Raw genomic sequence first — 16,348 nt, forward strand, 5'->3', positions numbered from 1 at the left:
GCACAGATGAACCGGCCCCCTCTTCGTTCTCGCGTCCGTGTGCGGTCCCGCGCGCCGCTCACGCTCGCCGTGCCCGCGGTGCTCGCCGTCGCCTTTCTGCTCATGCCGCTCGTCGGCATCCTCGCCCGGACCGAGTGGGGCGACCTCGGGAGTCATCTGACGACTCCCGGGGTCACCCAGGCCCTGAAGCTCTCGCTGCTCGTGTCCTTCTGGGCCCTCGGGCTCTCGCTCCTGCTCGGGGTGCCGCTGGCCTGGCTCCTTGCACGAGTGGAGTTCCGGGGGAAGGCACTCGTACGGTCCCTCGTGCTGCTGCCGATGGTGCTGCCGCCGACCGTCGGAGGCGTGGCGCTGCTCCTCGGGTTCGGGCGGCGCGGGCTGCTCGGGCCGTGGCTCGAGGACACCTTCGGGATCGTGCTGCCCTTCCACACGTCGGGTGCGGTGGTCGCGGCGACGTTCGTCGCGATGCCGTTCCTCGTCATCAGTTTGGAGGGCGCGCTGGGTGGGCTGCGGCCCGGGTTCGAGGAGACGGCGGCGTCACTGGGGGCGTCACCGGTACGGGTGTTCCTCACCGTCACCCTGCCGATGGTCGCCCCCGGGCTCGCCGCGGGAGCCGCGCTGACCTGGGCGCGGGCGCTCGGTGAGTTCGGGGCCACGATCACCTTCGCGGGCAACCTGCCGGGGACCACGCAGACCCTGCCCCTCCAGGTGTACCTGCTGTTGCAGGACTCGTCGGAGGCGGCGACGTCGTTGTCGTTGCTGCTGCTCGCCATCGCCATGGCCGTGCTTGTCGGGTTGCGGGGGCGGTGGACCGCGGGGGGCGGTCCGGTGCGGGTGCGGGAGCCGGTGCGCGGCGGCGACGAAGAGGGCGGGCCGGTGCAGGTGGGGCCCGAGGCTCCGCCCGCGACAGCCGCCGGGACGGACGAGAAGTGGTCCCTGCACGCCGACGTCACCGGCTACAACCACCTCACCCTCGACGCCCGGCCCGGCACCACCATCGCCGTCGTCGGGCCCAACGGCGCGGGCAAGACCACGCTCCTGCGCGCCCTCCTCGGCCTCACCCCACGCGCCCACGCGGAGCTGCGGCTCGGCGAACGCGACGTCACCGGTCTGCCTCCGCACCGGCGGGGGGTCGCCTGGGTACCCCAGGAAGGTGCGCTCTTCCCGCACCTCAACGCGCTCGGCAACACCGCGTACGGGCTGCGGGCGCAGGGCGTACGGCGTGCCGACGCCCGGCGCGAGGCACAGGCGTGGCTCGACCGGCTCGGCGTCGGACACCTCGCGCACCGCAGGCCCGCCCAGCTCTCCGGAGGGCAGGCCCAGCGGGTCGCCCTGGCCCGGGCCCTGGCCGCCCGCCCCCGGCTGCTGCTCCTCGACGAGCCGCTCGCCGCCCTCGACCAGACCACCCGCGCCCACGTCCGGCACACCCTGCGCCGCCACCTCGAAGGGTTCGGCGGCGTCTGCCTCATCGTCACGCACGACCCCGTCGAGGCCGTCTCGCTGGCGGACCGGGTCCTCGTACTCGACGAAGGGCGTACGTTGCAGGACGCGCCGCCCACCGAGGTCACCCGGCACCCGCGCTCGCCCTGGGTGGCCCGCATGCTCGGCCGCAACGCCTGGCCAGGCACCGCTGCCGCCGACGGGACGCTCGCGCTGGCGGGGGAGGGGCGCCTGGTCGTCGCCGACCCGCTGGAGGAGGGCGCGCGGGCGCTCGCGGTCATCGCCCCGGAGGCCGTGTCCCTGCACCGCGAGAAGCCGGCGGGCAGCCCGCGCAACGTGTGGCCCGGGAGGGTGCGTGAGATCACCACGGCCGGCAGTCGGCTGCGCGTCCTCGTCACCTCGGGCGAGGCACCCGACCTGGTCGCCGAGATCACTCCGCAGGCCGCGGTGGAGCTCGGGCTGATGGAGGGAGCCGAGGTGTGGACGAGCGTGAAGGCCACGGAGGTGTCGGTGGTGGGGTTGTGAGGGGGCCGCGGGAGGGGTGGTTGCGGGCCCATGTGTCGTAGTGGTTGCTGTAGCGGACGCCTGCGCCGTGTCGTGGCGCTCGTTACAGCGGGGCCTGCCACGTTGCCGTCGTTCCCGCTTCCACGCCGTCCGTGGCCCCGTCGTCGTACACCGTCAGCCGCACTCCCGAGCGGCCGTCCGGCAGTGTGGCCCGTGCGTCGACCGCGACGTCCACGCGCGTGACGCCGGTGCGGCGGGACGTCGCGGCCAGGGCCCGGCGCAGGGCGGCGAGCAGGTGGCCCGCCGCAGGCTCCGTGACCTGCGTGTCGACGGCGCCGGCGAAGTGCACGGACGGCTGGATGCCGAGGATCGCCGACGCGCCCGCCGTCTCGCGCAGGACCTTGCCCCGGAAGGTGGCGGGGGCGTCCGCGGGCGGCTGCTGCAGCGCGAAGATGGCCGTGCGGACCTCCTGGATCGTGGACTCCAGCTCGTCCACGGCGTGGTCGAGGGTCGTCTCGACCTTGGTCGACCTGGCCTTGCGGCGCGTCGACTCCAGCATCATGCCGGTCGCGAAGAGCCGCTGGACCACGAGGTCGTGCAGGTCGCGGGCGATGCGGTCGCGGTCCTCGAAGACCGCCAGGCGCCGGCGGCTCTGCTGGGCGTCGGCGAGTACGAGGGCGAGCGCGGCCTGCGAGGCGAACTGGGTCGCGAGCAGGCGTTCGGCGGAGGTGTAGGCGGGCGCGCCGCGCCTGCGGGGGAGGGCGAGCGTGCCGATGAGGCGGCCGCCCGCCTGAAGCGGCAGCATCATGCTGGGGCCGAAGCGGGCGCGCACGTGCGTGGTCATGCGGGGGTCGGTCGCCGAGTCGTCGATGTAGACGGGTTCGCCGCCGAGGAGCTGGGTGAGGACGGCGCTGCCGGGTTCGATCGTGGTGCCGATCAGGTCGTTGTGGTGGGGGTGGGGGGTCGGCTGGGTGCTGGTGCTGGTGCTGGTGCTGGTGCTGGTGCTGGTGCTGGTGCTGGCGCTGGCGGTAGCGGTAGCGGTGGGGCGTGCGTCCGCGGGGGGGCCGGTGGGGCGTGACGTGCCGTCACCCGGTGGGCGCCTGTGTGACGACGCTCCCCATCCGTGCGGCTCCCCGTCCGTGGCCGCCGCGACGATGCGCATGCCGCCCGCCTCCGTGGGCTGCAGGATCACACCCGCCGCCGCGCCCGCGAGGATCCGCGCCCGGTCCGCCACCGTCATCAGCGCGTCCGCCGCCGCCTCGCCGGTGAGCAGGGCCGTGGTGACCGCCGCCGCGCCCTCGATCCAGCGCTCCCGCTGCCGGGCCGCCTCGAACAGGCGGGCGTTGCCGATCGCGATGCCCGCCTGGCTCGCCAGGACCCTCAGGAGCTGGCGGTCCTCGTCGGTGAACGGGCCGCCCCCGCCCTTCTCGGCGAGCAGCAGCGTGCCGAACGGGTCGTCATGGACGTGGATCGGTACGTCGATGACGGTGCCGTCCGCGGTCGGGCGTACGCACGGCACGCCGTCGGGGAAGCGGCCGGGGCCGCCCGCCACGAACAGCTCGGCCGGGCCCCCGGCGCCGGGGGCGTCGACGCCCAACGTGCCGAGCTCGGCCCCGGTCAGCCGGGCCGCGCTGTCCACGATGTGCTGCAGCGTCGCCCGGAGTTCGAGGTCCGTGCCGACGCTGAGGACCGCCTCGAGGATCGGCTGCATCGAGGGCTGCGGCGCGTCCGCCCCTTCGCCTTCGCCATCACCTTCGGGCATCTCGGTCACGTACGACGTACTCCATGGTCGTGGTGGGGGCACGCGTCGGCCGTTCGGCTCAGCCGGACAGGGGCGCCAGCGCCAGCGGTTGGATCTTGCCCTCAAGCATCGCACCGAGCCCCAGTACGGCGCACACATCCGGCCGTTCCGCGATATGTACGGGCATTCCGGTCGCGTCCCGCAGCATCTGGTCGAGCCCCGGAAGCAGCGCGCTGCCCCCGACCATCATGATTCCGCGGTCCGCGAGGTCGGCCACCAGGTCCGGCGGGCAGTCGCGCAGCACCTTGCCGATGCCGTCGAGCACGGCGGTCAGCGGGGTGTGAATGGCGTCGCGGACGGCGGCCGTGTCGACCTGGACGGAGCGGGCCAGACCCGTCGCGACGTCCCTGCCGTGGATCTCCGTCGACTCCGGGCCCTGCGGCGTGAGGCCGTTGCCGCGCAGCGCGAGCTGGAGGGGACGTACGGACTGGGAGGGCAGCATCAGTTCGTGGTGGTGGCGCAGGTGCTGCACGATCGCGTTGTCGATGGCCTCGCCGCCGACGGGAATCCGTTCCGCGGTCACGATCGAGCCGAGGGAGAGGACCGCGACCTGCGTCGTGGCGGCGCCGCAGACGAGGATCATCGTCGCCTCGGGACGCTCCACCGGAAGACCGCAGCCGACGGCCGCCGCGATGAGCGTGTCGACCAGTTCCACGCGGCGCGCACCGAGCCCGACCATCGTCTCGACCGCGGCACGCTGGGCCAGCGGGTCCGCGTCGTGCGGCGTGCAGGCGGCGGCGCGCAGCCGGGGCTTGCGGCGCAGCGTGCGGCGGAGCTTCTCGCCGATCAGGTTGCGCAGCATGCGCTGGGCCATCTCGATGTCGACGACGGTGCCGCCGGAGACGGGGCGCACCACCCGGATGTAGCCGGGCGTACGTCCCGTCATCTGCTCGGCGAACTGACCGACCGCGATGAGCGCGCCGGTGCGCGTGTTGACGGCGGCGGCGCTCGGCTGGTCGACGACGAGGCCCGCCCCCTTCACGTACACGCGGGTCCTCGCGGCTCCCAGGTCGACGGCGATGTGGCAGCGGCGCAACTGCTCCAGACTGACGGTCATGGCAGATCCTCCCGAGAGCGCAGACCGTACGGACCGTCGGACGACGGTCCTGTCTCGCATCGTGCGGCGGACGGGCGCGGCCCGCGCGCTGAACTGAGCCGGGCGGGGTGCCGCCGCACGGGTGGTGTGTGTGGGGGGCGTCGCAGGCGGTGCGGTGGTCCGGGCGAACAGTGCGGTGGTCCCAGTGGACCCGGAGGGGTCGCTACCGAGTAGGTGCGTACTCGCCGATCTGATGGCTTCTCATGCCTCCCGCTGACGGGCGATGTCCATGAACGCGCGCAGGGAGGCGACGGTGAGCCGGGCTCCCGCGTCGATGAGGAGTTCCGCGGAATGCCGGGCGGGTGCGTAACCGATGAAGTCGGCCCCCGCGGCCCCGGCGGCGCGCAGCTCGTGGACGCTCGTTCCGAGCATCAGGCAGCGGACCGGGTCGGCGCCGAGCCGGCGCAACGCCCGGTTCGGGCAGTCCGGGTCCGGCATCAGGCGCGTGAGGTCCGCGGTGCGGCCGTGGATGCCGCCGCGGGGGGCGGGCAGGCCGTGCGCTTCGAGGTACGCCGACACGGCGTCGGACGAGACGTCGGTGACGATGGCGACGGGATGGTTCGTGAGGAGGCCGCGGAGTGCGCCGCTGTGGGCCAGTGGCCTGGCCGCGGCCGCGCGGTCCGTCTCCAGCGTGGTGAGGCGTGCGTGCAGCTCGGCGGCGTACTCCTGGTGGTGCGCGAGCGCCCTCAGCGCGTCCAGGGGGTGGGTGAGCTGTCCGCTGGGCACGACGGTACTGCGCGACTCCAGCAGCGGTACGCCCGACAGCGCGTCGTTCAGGTGGCGGTACTCGGCGACCACGGACATGAGGGAGAGAGTGGCCGCACGTGCCGTGGACTCCCGGAAGAGATGGGTGAAGACCCCGTCGAAGCCGAGCAGGACCGGTGCGCCGGGAGAGGTGGCGGGCGGTGCCGCGATGCGGCTGAACCAGTGGCCCGTGCCGGGCGCCTCCTCGAGGGCGGGGGCGCCGGGCGGTTCCCGGAGGACGAGGGATGCATACAGTGCGTCGGGGACGGCGATCACCATGCCTCCCTCGCGGCCGAACAGGTGCCGCAGTCCCTCGGGGAACCGGGGCGGGAAGGCGGTCGGGCCGGGGGCTTGCGCGACCGTGACGGCGAGCGCGACGTGCGGCAGGTCCGTGAGGAGGGTGGGGAGCCACTCCAGGAGCCCCGGCAGCAGCCGCTCAGGGAGGGCACCTGGAGGAACGACCACCTGCCAGCCCCCTGAGACCGGCTGGAACGTGTAGTGATGCAGGCCGCAGTGGGCCAGTACATCGGAGAGCGACCGGCCCAGCCGCTCTCTGAGCGTGTCGGACAGGTCGAGGGGCGCCACGCACTCGAACACCGCGAGGGTGTGCTGCGACCCCGCGTCCCGGACGAGACGTTCACCGTCCGGGACACGCAGGCTCCTTTGGAGCAGGCGGACGGATGCCCTCGCCCGTACCGCGGCCGGGCCGGGCACTCCGCTCAGTGGGTCCCCGCGCCACAGCGCCAGGGCCTCCCACACCCGTGCGCGGGCCGTCCCCGCGTCCCCCGCCACCCGCGCCGCGTCGGCCTCGGCGGCCAGCCGCCGGCAGCGGAACAGGTCGACGGAGTCCTCGTGCGGGAGGTTGAGGACGTACCCGTCGGCCCGCTCGGACAGCGGCAGCTCCATCACGTCCCGGATGTGGGTCAGGCAGGAGTCGAGGAGGGAGAGGGAGGGGCCGGCGCGGTCGGCCCGTAGGCCCTCCGCCAGCTCCTCGTACGAGAGGGGGCGTCCCTTGCCGAGCAGCAGCATGCAGAGCACCGCCTGGCACTCCGGCGTGCCCGTCGGCACGGGCGCGCCGTCCCGGAGGACCGTGGGCTCGCCCAACAGGGAGTAGGTGATCTCCGGGCCCGGAAGTACCGTGAGGTCCAACAGCTGCGTGACAGCCCGTTGTTGGCGCTCCAGCTGCCCGGACTCGAGGTCGACGACGGCCGACTCCAGGGCCGTCAGGGCCGCTTCAGGGAGGATGCCGGGGCGTGCGACTCCAGAGGCACGGCCCACCGGTGTCGCCGTCGATCCCGCGTACGTCTCGTGCACGAGGCGCCCGAGCGCCATCAGGTCGGACCGCCGGACCGCCGGGCCGTACCGGGCGAGGGTGAAGCCGCAGAGGACCGGGCCGCGCCCCCGGGGGACCCGCACCTGCTCGGCGGAGATCGCACCATGGGCGAGGCCGTGCGCGTGCAGGGCCTGGACCGCGTCGGCCAGCGACGCCACCACCTGCAGGAGGTGCTCGCCGGGCAGGCCTTCGGGGTGCCCGAGCAGCACCTCGTCCAGGTTGCGGCCCGGTACGAACTCCGTGACCAGGTAGAAGACTCCGTTGTCCACACCGTGGTCGCGGACGGCGGCGACGTGCTGGTGCCGGAAGCGTGCGAGTTTGGCCGCCTCGAACGACGCGCGCGGCCCGTCCGGCACCGCCAGGAACCGCTGCACCACCACGAACTCGCCCTCGCCCCCGACGGAGAGGTCGTCCGCGATCCACACGCCGGGGCTCCGCCCGATCTGTTCCACACCGCGGTAGCGCCCGCCGAGCAAGTGGTCCCGTTCCCCACCGAGCTGCCGGACGCTCTCGGGGGCGACGGTCGCGAACGCGCCGCCCGCACCGCCCTCCGTCCCCTCGTCGTCGGGCCCCGGCACATGGGCCACCGCCCGCAGTTCGCCGGGCGCGACGCCCGCCCGGTCGTCGATCAACCCACCCACCTGGGCCAGGAGTTCACCGGTCCGCCCGCGGGCCGTGCGTGGCAGGGTGCGCAGCAGCAGCTCGCGTACGCCGTCCCGGAAGGCGTACGCACCCGGCGGGCCTTCCGGGGCCTCCGCGAGCATGCCGCTGAGGATCACCTCCGCGAGGTGCTGCGGCCGAGGGTCCCTCTCGACCGCCCGGTGGACCAGGCGCATGACCGGCAACTGCGGTTCGCCGAGCGCGAGATGGCCCGCGAGCCGGAACGCCTCGGGTGAGGCGGTGGAGCGGAATCGCAGTACGAGCTCCTCGGCGGTGAGCCGGGTGATGTCCTCGCGGGCCGGGGTGCCCGGAGCCGGTTCGGCCGTCGGGTGCTTGTGTGACGTGGGCATCAACCAGCCCACCGCTCCGGGCAGTCGGGCACCCCCGGGGTCGGTGACGAGTGCCGCCCAGTTGGCGAGCCAGTTCGCCGCGGGCTCCAGGACGGGCAGGGGCAGGGCGCCCTCGGGGTGCGGCTCTTCCGGGGCGTCGTAGGCGGTGAAGGCGAGGGCGGCGGCAGGGGCCGCCGGATGCGGGGCCGACAGGAGGCCGGGGGCCGTCGGCAGGGCGGTGGTGCGCCACAGGCGTTCGGGGAGGGGCTGGACGACGGCCAGCGGCATGCGGGCCGCCCAGCGTCGCAGCACGCGGCGCCAGCGGACGGCGCCGGGGCCCTCGCGCCACTGGGGGCCCATGCAGTCGCTGACCACCAGGACGACGGTACGTCCGTCGGCGGGCACGGACGCCGCCCGGGCCGGGACCGTGCCGTCGGGCGCCGCGCGGTGCAGCTCGACGGTGCGGAACACGCCGGACTGGGCCAGCGCGGTGTGCAGCTCCCGCACGAGCGGCCGCCACATGGGCATCGTGGCGCCGCCGTCGTGCACGACGCAGAGCCGGAGCCAGCGCTCCGGGGACGGCCGCAGGACCGGCAGCCATCCCTGTGGCCGCCCGCCGAGCAGGGCGATGCGGTGGGCGGTGGCCTCCTCGTCGAGGAAGCGTCCGGTGGGTGAGGGGACGTACCGCTTGAGGGGGCGCACCGCGCGTTGCAGCGCGAGCGGGTGGGCGAGCATCGGCGGGACGGGCACGTGCAGCGGGACGCGACGGGTGCCGGGGGAGGGCGGACGCGGTGCGGAGAGGTGAGGGCCGTGTGCCGCGTGGCTGTCGGGCGGGGGCGTGGACGGTGGTTGGGGAGGATGGGGCTTGCGGAGGGGGCGGGGCGGGAGGTGCAGCGGGATGCGGTGGTCGGTGGATGGCGGCGGACCGTCGGCGGGCGGGGCGGGGTCGGGGCGCGACCGCTTCTTCGTGTCTTCGGAGGGGTCTTGCGGGGCGGCTTCGGCTTCGGTCGTGGGGCGAGCTTCGGGACGGGCCTCGGAAGGGATGGAGGGGCCGGGGGTATGCGGGGAGGGGTCGGTGGCGGTCGAGGCGGGGGGTGGGTCCAGGGGCCGGCGTGGCTCCGGGGGCGCGGGCAAGTGGGGTGTCAGCCACAGGAGTTCCGCGAGCTCGGTCGGCGTGAGGTGACGGGCCCCGCCCGACACGTCGGCCAGCAGCGCGGCGAGGTGCGCGACCTCGCCGGGGCGCGGACGCCGGTCAGAAGGCATTGCGGCCGGTGTCGGTCGCCGTCGACAGGTAGGGCATCAGCCGCTGCGCCAGTTCGTCCCGCGAGGCGGCGTCGAGCCCCGCGGCGCCGGTCAGGTAGATGGCGTTGAGGAGCTGGTCGGTGGCGAGTTCACCGCCGGCGCCGCGTTCCAGGAAACGGGTGATGAGGCCGCGGGCGTAGGCGTCGGGCTCGCCCAGGTGGGCGCGGACGATCTCTTCCAGGTGCTCGTCGCGCGGCTGGCGCAGCCGCAGGGTGACGCAGCGGCGCAGGAAGGCGGGCGGGAACTCGCGTTCGCCGTTGCTGGTGAGGACGACGAAGGGGAAGGCGCGGCAGCGGACGCGGCCCTTCTCGATGGTGACCGGCGTGTCGGTGCCGTCGGTCAGGAGGGTCGCGCGCGGGGTGCGGTTCGCGACCCGCAGCAGCTCCGGGATCTCGTACTGGCCCTCCTCCAGGATGTTCAGGAGGTCATTGGGAAGGTCGAGGTCGCTCTTGTCGATCTCGTCGATGAGGAGGGCGCGGGGGCGACCGTAGGGGAGGAGGGCGGTGCCCAGGGGGCCGAGGCGCAGGTGGTCGGCGACGCCCGCGCGGTCCACCGGTGCGGCGGCCTCGACGTGGTCGGCGTGCTCATGGGGGGCGGTGCTCTCATGCGGGGCCTGCGGGGCGGGAGCGTGACCGGGAAGCGGGGAGACCGGTGCGCCCGGCGCCGACTGTGTCCCCGGGGCGTGCGGCGCGTCCGGCGCGTGAGGACGGGTCCTGGCCGCCTCGTCCTGTGCGGCCTGCCCCGCCGCGTACAGCCGGGACAGCGGGTCGTACTGATACAGCGCGTCGTGCAGCGTGCTGCGGCTCGTGATGTTCCAGCGCAGCACCGGACCGAGCCGCAGCTCGCGGGCGACCGCGTACGCGAGGCTCGACTTGCCGCTGCCGGGCGGCCCCGTGACCAGGAGCGGGCGCCGCAAGTAGAGCGCCGCGTTGACGAGTTGGACCGCCTCGTCGGTGGCCCGGTAGGTGCGCGCCCGGTGGGCGCGGTCGGGGGAGGTGGTGGCTCCGTCGTCCGCGGGGGTCGGCAGGGCGGGGCCGCCGTCGAAGGCGCGCCAGGGCGGGGGCGGCGGCAGGTCGGCGATGTCGTCGTGGGGCGCTGTCCTGCCGGTGTAGACGGGCCACTGGCTCATGCGGGTTCTCCGGTGGGGTGCGGGCGCTCAGCGGGTGACGGGGGAGAGCTGGGTGACAGGAGGGGCGGGCCCGGTGGGGGAGACGGGGGAGAGCTGAGGGGCGGTGGCCGCGTCGGGGAAGCAGCGGGGGTCGTCCCACAGGAGCTGGACGTCCCTGGCCCAGTGCCGCTCGGGTGCGTCGGACGCCTCGGCGCTCTCGCGCAGCGTGAGGACGTGGCGGGGCAGTTCGGCGGGCGGCAGGCCGTCCAGGTACACGGCGAGCCGGTCCAGGAAGTCCGTACCGGCGCAGGCTCCCGCCTCGTCGTGGTCGCCGTGCTCGCAGCCGCTGCGCGGCCACACGAGGATGGGCGCGGGCGCGTTCAGGGAGGCCTCGAAGTGGGGCCGGACGCGGGACGCGGTCGGGGCCGCGGCGAAACCGGCCAGGTCCGCCTCGTCGCGGCGGAGCAGGAAGCGGAGTCTGCCCGGCTTCTCGCTGGTGCCGCACTCGACGCGGTGCAGGGTCGCCGACGTCCTGCCGCCGAGCCGTTCCCACTTGCGGGCGAGCTGGTGGCGCAAGCCGCCGGTGCGGCGGGAGCGTTCGGTCACGACGAGGGGGTACGAGCAGCCGAGCGGCGTCGGGTCGTCTGCGCTGCGCTGCCAGTCGGCCACGGGCTCGTTGAGCCATTCGCGGGGCAGTACGAAGGCGATCAGCTCGTCGGCGCCCGGCGGAAGGTGCCAGAAGGCCTGCTCGATGTGCTCCTGGACGTGGGCCCGCACCTCGCTCCTGTGCAGGGCGCGTGAGTCGACCGGATGGCGGCGGCCCTCGCGGTGGGCGGAGACCGTCACGAGGACCCGGTCGGTGTCGCCGCCGCTGTGCTCTATCTCGATGAGGATCGGGGCCCAGGCCGGGCCCGCGGCCGAGGGGCCCGGTGCGGCGGGGCCGGGCGCCGCGTGTCCGGGCGCCGCGTGGCAAGGGGTGTGGCCGGGGGTCGTACAGGCGGTGGTGGCCGGGGTGGGCCGGAGCCGGGCATCGAGCAGGGCGGCCAGCCGGTCGGCGAAGCGGATCGCGGCCTCCGGTTCCCCGACCTCCCACAGCAGATACCAGGCGGCGGCCCACAGCGAGTCGAAGCCGCCCGCGGGGACCGGCGGGCCGAACGGTCCGGCCGCGTCCAGGTACAGGCGTTCCGGGTTGCGGGCGAACTCGGTGTCGGCGGCCTTCCCGACGAGTTCGCGCAGCCGTTCCGCGGTACTCGACGAGTGCGAGGGTGTGCGGACCAGTTCGGTGAGACGCGGCCAGTAGCGGGACATCACGGAGGTGGGCAGCATCCGGCCGCTGAGGATGTCGGGCGTGCCGTCCGCCGCCGACAGCATGCCGACGACACGGCCGGTGTCGGCGAGGGTCACCGCGGCACCGCTGAACCCCGGCGCGAGACGCTGGCCGTGGGCGCTCCACGCTTCCAGCTGGACCCACTCGGCCGCGATCAACTGAGCGGCCGTGACACGGTATTCGGCGATCGTGCCTTCGTCGTACCCGTGCGGGAAGCCGTACACGATGAGGCGCGGACGCGGTTCGCCGTACGCGTCGTCGGGCGCCGCGAACTCGGCGGGGGCGACCGGCACCGAACGCTCCAGTTCCAGCACGGCGAGGTCGCCGGGGTCGTCGTGGCGGCCCTGCCAGCCGCCGTGCCCGGTGACCGTGGCGCGCACGGGGGTGAGTTCCCTGTGGTGCGGGAAGGTGACGGTGACGGGGTGGCGCGCGTTGTCCCTGACGACGTGTGCGCAGGTGAGGACGTGCCGCGCGGAGACGAGGAAGCCCGCGCCGACCTCGCCGCCGCAGTCGATGCGGGCGTGCCAGGAGGTGTTCTTCATGGCGTACGCGCCTGCCTTGCCGCGGCCCGCGTCGAACTGCCCATGACCTGCCCCCCGTTGAGCCCGTGCGGTTCCCGCTAACCGGCCGCCGTGACCCGGTCGCCGTGACCCGGCCGCCGTGACCCGGCCGCCGTGACCCGGTCGCCGTGAACCGGCCGCGCGGATCCGGCCTCCGTATTCTCGCGGACGGCACGTGCGGCTGTCAGCGCCTTCGTGACGCCGACGGCCCGGGGGCGCGGCCGACGGCATGGACGTGATGCCGACGGCTTCGGCTCCGGGAAGGCGGGCGCCCCGTGGCGGATTCTCCCCCTGGCGGCTTCCCGCCACCTCCGCCAACTGCCGCGCACCACAAGCCTCCTGGCACTCTTCGCAGCACTCGGGCACCACCTCCGCCCAGCCCTGCCCAGCCCCGCCCGGGTCCGACGAAGAGAGGCAGCCCCATGACCAGAGCCCCCGTGCGGCGAAGAGCCGCGCTCGTGGCCGCCGTCGGTCTCGCGTTCGCCCTGCTTCCCGCCGGGCAGGGCGCCGTCGCCGACGACGCACCCGCCGCAGGCCCCGAGGCCGCGTCCACGCCTCCGGCCGCCCGCACCGTCACCCTGATCACCGGGGACAAGGTCACCGTCACCCGGCTCCCCGGCGGCAGGCAGACCGTCACCGTCGACCGGCCCGCCGGGGCGGGCGGGGTGCGAGGGGCCGTGCGCAGTCAGGTCGTCGACGGGCACGTCACCGTCGTGCCGGACGAGGCGCGGCCGTATCTGCGCTCCGGTGTCCTCGACGAGCGGCTCTTCGACGTGACCGGGCTGATCCGGCAGGGGCTCGCGGACCGGGGCGGGGCCGCCACCGCGCTGCCCCTCATCATCACGTACGGCAAGGAGTCGCGGTGCGCTCGCCCGGTGCCCCGCGGGGTCGAGAAGGTGCGCTCTCTCGAGAGCGTCGGCGGCGTCGCCGTCAGCGCCGAGCGTCCCGGCGCCCTCTGGCGGGCCCTGCGCGCCGAGGCGTCCGGCATCGACAAGGTGTGGCTCGACGGGCGCGTCGAGGCCGACATGGCGCAGAGCAACGAGCAGATCGGCACCCCCAAGGCCTGGGAGGCCGGGCTCACGGGCAAGGGCGTCAAGGTCGCCGTCCTCGACACCGGGGTCGACGGCGATCACCCGGACCTGAAGGGGCGCGTCGGCGAGAGCAGGAGTTTCATCCCGGGGGAGGAGGTCGTCGACCGCAACGGGCACGGCACGCACGTCGCCTCCACCGTCGGCGGCAGCGGCGCCGCATCCGACGGCGGCAAGGAGAAGGGCGTCGCGCCCGGCGCCTCCCTCGCCGTCGGCAAGGTGCTCAGCGACGAGGGCTTCGGCAGCGAGTCGGAGATCATCGCCGGCATGGAGTGGGCGGCCAAGGACGTCGACGCCAAGGTCGTCTCCATGAGCCTCGGTTCGTCGGAGGCGAGTGACGGGACCGACCCGATGGCCACCGCCGTCGACTCCCTCTCCAGGGAGACCGGCGCCCTCTTCGTCGTCGCCGCAGGCAACACGGGCGCCCCCGCCTCCATCGGCTCGCCCGGCGCCGCCGACTCCGCGCTGACCGTCGGTGCCGTCGACTCCGCGGACAAGGCCGCGTACTTCACGAGCCGGGGTCCGCGCGCCGGCGACCACGCGCTGAAGCCCGACCTGTCGGCGCCCGGCGTCGACATCCTCGCCGCCCGATCCCAATTCACCGAGGGCGAGGGCTTCTACACCGGGATGAGCGGTACGTCGATGGCGACGCCGCACGTCGCGGGCGTCGCCGCCCTCCTCGCCGAGCGGCACCCCGACTGGACCGGCGCGCAGCTCAAGGACGCCCTCATGTCCAGTTCCAAGAAACTGCGAGCCTCGTCCGCCTACGAGTTGGGGGCGGGCCGGGTCAGCGTCCCCGACGCCGTCGACGCCCGCGTCACCGCCACCGGCAGCGCCGACCTCGGCTTCTACGGCTGGCCCTACGAGGACAACAAGCCGGTCGAGAAGACCCTCACCTATCGCAACTCGACAGCGAGTGAGGTTCGGTTGAGCCTCGCGGCGGAGGGCGCCGCCGACGGCGTCGTCACGCTCGCCGACTCCACCCTCACCGTCCCCGCCCACGGCACCGCGTCGACCACCGTCACCGGCGACGGGTCGAAGGCGCCCGTCGGGAACACCAGCGGCGCCGTCGTCGCGAGCGCGGACGGCAAGGAAGTCGCGCACACCGCGTTAGGGCTGGTCAAGGAAGAGGAGCGGTACACCCTCACCGTCCACGTCAAGGACCGTGACGGTGCCGCGTCCCCCGCCGACCTCGTCGTGCGGCAACTCGCCGACGGCACCGAGCCGTTCCCGGCCGCCGTCGACGAATCCGGCACCCTGAAGCTGCGGCTCAAGCCCGGCACGTACGCCCTGTCGACCTTCCTCGATGTGCGCGGCAGCCACGGCAAGGACTCCCTTGGCCTCGGCTTCCTCGCCGATCCGCAGATCCGCCTCGACCAGGACCGCGCCATCACCCTGGACGGACGGAAGCTCCGTGAGATCAAGGCCGACGTGGACCGGCGGACCGAGACCCGGCAGCTGCTCATGGAGTACGACCGCAAGGCCGGCGGCGCCGACCTCATGGGCGCCGTCCAGGTGCCCGTGAAGTACGACAGCGTCTTCGCCGCACCCACCGCGAAGGTCACCGACGGCAGCTTCGAGTACCGCACCGTGTGGCGGCTCGGCAAGCCCCTCGTGGACGTGAAGGGCCTGCGCGAGGCCGTGGCCCAACCCGGCGGGACGATCGCCGAGGGACACAAGAAGTGGGCCCTCGTGGACGCGGGCGACGGCACCCCGGCCGCGTACGAGGGCAAGGACGTCCGCGGCAAGGCCGTCGTCGTGCGCCGCACGGACGCGGTCACCCCGGCGCGGCTGGGGCAGGCCGCGCAGGACGCGGGCGCGCAGGCGCTGTTCGTGACGGACGACCGGCCGGGCCGCCTCAACGCGTGGTTCGGCACGGACGACAACGGTGACCGGCCGCTGCAGATCGCCACGGTCGACGCCGCCGACGGCGCCCGGCTCGTCGCGGCCGCGGGGGCGGGGAAGCGGGTCGAGAGTACGGGGACCGTCAACACCCCCTACGTGTACGACCTTTCGGAGGGGCACGAAGGGAGCGTTCCCCAGGGTGATCTCACCTACGAGCCGACCGAGCGCGACATCGCCACGCTGGACACCACGTTCCACGCGGTGAAGCCCGCGGCGGGCGGCGAGTACCGCTACTCCATCACCGACACCTTCCCGGTCGGCTTCGGCTTCCAGGAGAAGGTCGACCTCCCGGCCGGGCGCACGGAGTACGTCTCCACGGGCCGGGGTCAGTTGTGGCACGAGTCGGTGTCCACCGGGCCCGGCGCGCTGGAGGAGCGCAGCGGCCTGGTGACCTACAAGGGCGGCAAGCGCACCGGCCTCGACTGGTTCAAGCCGGTCCTGCACCCCTGGCTCGGCACCGGGCTCGGCTGGGGCCAGACGCGCAGCGGCAACGACCTGGCGTTCAACGTGCCGGGCTGGGGCGACTCGGGGCCCGACCACACCGGCTTCGGCGACGTCTGGAACGAGGAGTCGATGACGCAGGTCAGCGAGGTCTTCGTGGACGGCGTGAGCGCCGACCGGCGCAAGAGCTCCGGTGTGTACGTGTGGGACGCGGACCCCGCCGAGCACACGTACAAGGTCGTCACCGACACGACGCTCGACCCGGAGCGGTGGCGGCTCGCGACGAAGGGCCACGCCGAGTGGACCTTCAAGTCGAAGCAGACCCCCGCGGACAAGAAGACGTTCCTGCCCCTGCTGAACCTCGGGTTCGACGTGGACACGGACCTCGCGGGCGCGGTGCGGGGCGGCCGCACCGTCGACGTCGGGATCTTCGCCGCATACGTGAAGGGGGCGGCGGACACGGGCACCATCGGGGGCGGGAAGCTGTCCGTCTCGTACGACGAGGGCGCGACGTGGAAGGACGTCGCCCTGCGGCGGGACGGCAAGAAGGCTGCCTGGGAAGGGGAGTTGAGAGTGCCGGGCGGCGCGGGATCCGTGTCGTTGCGGGCATCCGCCTCCGATGACCGGGGCGGGGCCGTCTCCCAGGAGATCATCCGGGCGGTCGGGGTGAAGTAGAGGCTCCCCCTCACCCCGCCCGTCCCGAAATCAGGGTT

At 74.2% G+C, this 16,348-nt stretch carries 7 protein-coding genes; 2 read left to right on the plus strand and 5 right to left on the minus strand.

Annotated features, from left to right (window positions below):
- Positions 1–6 precede the first annotated feature (6 nt).
- Positions 7–1,962, plus strand: a complete 1,956-nt coding sequence (locus AC07DO_RS03150) for an ABC transporter permease (protein ID WP_479056624.1) — start codon at positions 7–9, stop codon at positions 1,960–1,962.
- Positions 1,963–2,044: 82 nt separating this feature from the next.
- Here AC07DO_RS03150 and AC07DO_RS03155 read toward each other — a convergent pair whose 3' ends face one another.
- From AC07DO_RS03155 to AC07DO_RS03175, 5 genes are all read right to left on the minus strand, one after another.
- Positions 2,045–3,703: a GAF domain-containing protein gene (locus AC07DO_RS03155; RefSeq protein ID WP_479057509.1), complete on the minus strand. Its 1,659-nt coding sequence runs from the start codon at positions 3,701–3,703 to the stop codon at positions 2,045–2,047.
- Positions 3,704–3,761: 58 nt separating this feature from the next.
- Positions 3,762–4,799, minus strand: a complete 1,038-nt coding sequence (mreB, locus tag AC07DO_RS03160) for a rod shape-determining protein (RefSeq protein ID WP_150167431.1) — start codon at positions 4,797–4,799, stop codon at positions 3,762–3,764.
- A 240-nt stretch (positions 4,800–5,039) separates the two neighbouring features.
- Positions 5,040–9,167: an SAV_2336 N-terminal domain-related protein gene (locus AC07DO_RS03165; RefSeq protein ID WP_479056626.1), complete on the minus strand. Its 4,128-nt coding sequence runs from the start codon at positions 9,165–9,167 to the stop codon at positions 5,040–5,042.
- Positions 9,157–10,335, minus strand: coding sequence for an AAA family ATPase (locus AC07DO_RS03170; RefSeq protein ID WP_479056628.1), 1,179 nt, complete (start codon positions 10,333–10,335; stop codon positions 9,157–9,159). Before AC07DO_RS03170 ends, AC07DO_RS03165 begins: the two co-directional genes overlap by 11 nt.
- Before the next feature lie 27 nt (positions 10,336–10,362).
- On the minus strand, positions 10,363–12,183 hold the full coding sequence (locus AC07DO_RS03175) for a VMAP-C domain-containing protein (protein WP_479056630.1): 1,821 nt from the start codon (positions 12,181–12,183) through the stop codon (positions 10,363–10,365).
- Positions 12,184–12,623: 440 nt separating this feature from the next.
- Here AC07DO_RS03175 and AC07DO_RS03180 point away from each other — a divergent pair, with 440 nt between their 5' ends.
- Positions 12,624–16,310, plus strand: coding sequence for a S8 family serine peptidase (locus tag AC07DO_RS03180; protein ID WP_479056631.1), 3,687 nt, complete (start codon positions 12,624–12,626; stop codon positions 16,308–16,310).
- Positions 16,311–16,348: the final 38 nt, after the last annotated feature.

It is taken from the genome of Streptomyces sp. NPDC045678 (assembly GCF_056432085.1).